The sequence below is a fragment of the Nocardia sp. bgisy118 genome (genome assembly GCF_057708605.1).
In genome coordinates this window covers 1-3,226 of the sequence record NZ_JBYISM010000064.1, presented here as the reverse complement: position 1 = coordinate 3,226, position 3,226 = coordinate 1, and the positions used below count along the sequence as shown (strand labels likewise).

The following is a 3,226-nucleotide window of genomic DNA, read 5'->3' as shown; positions in this document are numbered from 1 at the left end:
GTGTGTTGTTTGAGAACTGCACAGTGGACGCGAGCATCTTTGTTTGTAAGTGTTTAAGAGCGTTCGGTGGATGCCTTGGCACCAGGAGCCGATGAAGGACGTAGGAGGCTGCGATAAGCCTCGGGGAGCTGTCAACCGAGCTGAGATCCGAGGATTTCCGAATGGGGAAACCCAGCACGAGTGATGTCGTGTTACCCGCATCTGAATATATAGGGTGTGTGGAGGGAACGTGGGGAAGTGAAACATCTCAGTACCCACAGGAAGAGAAAACAATAGTGATTCCGTGAGTAGTGGCGAGCGAAAGCGGATGAGGCTAAACCATGGGCGTGTGATAGCCGGCAGGCGTTGCGTTCGTGGGGTTGTGGGGTTGCTCTTCTCAGTTCTGCCGAGCTGGGCGTGAGTCAGAAACCGTTGGGTTAGCTGAAGTGGTCTGGGACGGCCTGTCGTAGAGGGTGAGAATCCCGTAGGCGAAAACTCAACGGCTCATGTGAGTGATACCCGAGTAGCAGCGGGCCCGTGAAATCTGCTGTGAATCTGCCGGGACCACCCGGTAAGCCTGAATACTCCCTGGTGACCGATAGCGGACTAGTACCGTGAGGGAAAGGTGAAAAGTACCCCGGGAGGGGAGTGAAATAGTACCTGAAACCGTGCGCTTACAATCCGTCAGGGCCTGCGAGTGCTTTAGTGCACTGTGGGTGATGGCGTGCCTTTTGAAGAATGAGCCTGCGAGTTAGTGGCATGTGGCGAGGTTAACCCGTGTGGGGTAGCCGTAGCGAAAGCGAGTCCGAATAGGGCGTTTCCAGTCGCATGTTCTAGACCCGAAGCGGAGTGATCTACCCATGGCCAGGGTGAAGCGACGGTAAGACGTCGTGGAGGCCCGAACCCACTTAGGTTGAAAACTGAGGGGATGAGCTGTGGGTAGGGGTGAAAGGCCAATCAAACTCCGTGATAGCTGGTTCTCCCCGAAATGCATTTAGGTGCAGCGTCACGTGTTTCACGCCGGAGGTAGAGCTACTGGATGGCCTAGGGGGCCCACAAGCTTACCGAAGTCAGCCAAACTCCGAATGCCGGTGTGTGAGAGCGTGGCAGTGAGACTGCGGGGGATAAGCTTCGTAGTCGAGAGGGAAACAGCCCAGATCGCCGGCTAAGGCCCCTAAGCGTGTACTAAGTGGAAAAGGATGTGGGGTCGCGAAGACAACCAGGAGGTTGGCTTAGAAGCAGCCACCCTTGAAAGAGTGCGTAATAGCTCACTGGTCAAGTGATCCTGCGCCGACAATGTAGCGGGGCTCAAGTACACCGCCGAAGCCGCGGCAGTCGCACAATACATCCGCATCGAACTACGGTTCGGTGTGCAGTGGTGTGGCTGGGTAGGGGAGCGTCCTGTAGCCAGGGAAGCAGCAGTGTGAACTAGTTGTGGAGGCTATGGGAGTGAGAATGCAGGCATGAGTAGCGAAAGACGAGTGAGAAACTCGTCCGCCGAATGACCAAGGGTTCCTGGGCCAGGTTAATCCGCCCAGGGTGAGTCGGGACCTAAGGCGAGGCCGACAGGCGTAGTCGATGGACAACGGGTTGATATTCCCGTACCCGTGTATCCGCGCCCAATGGCGAGGCAGTTGTGCTAACCATCCAAATCCCAATGGACCACCTTCGGGTGGCTGGAGGGGGCTGCATGGGACCCTGGCTGTAGTAGTCAAGCGATGGGGTGACGCAGGAAGGTAGCTGGGCCAGTCAGTGGTTGTACTGGTGTAAGCCTGTAGGGCGTTGTGTAGGCAAATCCGCACAACATGTGCCTGAGAGGTGATGCGTAGCCGATTGAGGCGAATTCAGTGATCCTATGCTGCCGAGAAAAGCCTCTAGTGAGTTGGTACACGGCCCGTACCCCAAACCGACACAGGTGGTCAGGTAGAGAATACTGAGGCGATCGAGAGAACTGTGGTTAAGGAACTCGGCAAAATGCCCCCGTAACTTCGGGAGAAGGGGGACCAACGCTGGTGAACGGACTTTGCTCCGGGAGCTGGTGGTGGTCGCAGAGACCAGAGAGAAGCGACTGTTTACTAAAAACACAGGTCCGTGCGAAGTCGTAAGACGATGTATACGGACTGACGCCTGCCCGGTGCCGGAAGGTTAAGAGGACCGGTTAGCGCTTCGGCGCGAAGCTGAGAATTTAAGCCCCGGTAAACGGCGGTGGTAACTATAACCATCCTAAGGTAGCGAAATTCCTTGTCGGGTAAGTTCCGACCTGCACGAATGGCGTAACGACTTCTCTGCTGTCTCAACCACAGACTCGGCGAAATTGCATTACGAGTAAAGATGCTCGTTACGCGCGGCAGGACGAAAAGACCCCGGGACCTTCACTATAGCTTGGTATTGGTGTTCGGTACGGTTTGTGTAGGATAGGTGGGAGACTGTGAAACATGCACGCCAGTGTGTGTGGAGTCGTCGTTGAAATACCACTCTGATCGTATTGGACCTCTAACCTCGGACCATGATCTGGTTCAGGGACAGTGCCTGGTGGGTAGTTTAACTGGGGCGGTTGCCTCCCAAAATGTAACGGAGGCGCCCAAAGGTTCCCTCAGCCTGGTTGGCAATCAGGTGTCGAGTGCAAGTGCACAAGGGAGCTTGACTGTGAGAGCGACAGCTCGAGCAGGGACGAAAGTCGGGACTAGTGATCCGGCACCGGCAAGTGGAAGCGGTGTCGCTCAACGGATAAAAGGTACCCCGGGGATAACAGGCTGATCTTCCCCAAGAGTCCATATCGACGGGATGGTTTGGCACCTCGATGTCGGCTCGTCGCATCCTGGGGCTGGAGTAGGTCCCAAGGGTTGGGCTGTTCGCCCATTAAAGCGGCACGCGAGCTGGGTTTAGAACGTCGTGAGACAGTTCGGTCTCTATCCGCCGCGCGCGTCAGAAACTTGAGGAAGGCTGTCCCTAGTACGAGAGGACCGGGACGGACGAACCTCTGGTGTGCCAGTTGTCCTGCCAAGGGCACTGCTGGTTAGCTACGTTCGGAAGGGATAACCGCTGAAAGCATCTAAGCGGGAAGCCTGTTCCAAGATGAGGTTTCTCACCCCCTCGAGGGGGTAAGGCCCCCCACAGACCATGGGGTTGATAGGCCAGAACTGGAAGCACGGTAACGTGTGGAGGTGACTGGTACTAATCGGCCGAGGACTTACCAACGAAGAAGCTACGCGTCCACTGTGCGGTATCTGAAACAACACACAGACAC

General features: G+C 56.1%; 1 rRNA gene. It reads left to right on the top strand.

Annotated elements, in window-relative coordinates:
- Positions 1-43: 43 nt before the first annotated feature.
- Positions 44-3,177 (top strand): 23S ribosomal RNA (locus AC3EO7_RS37670).
- The last annotated feature ends 49 nt before the right edge of the window (positions 3,178-3,226 follow it).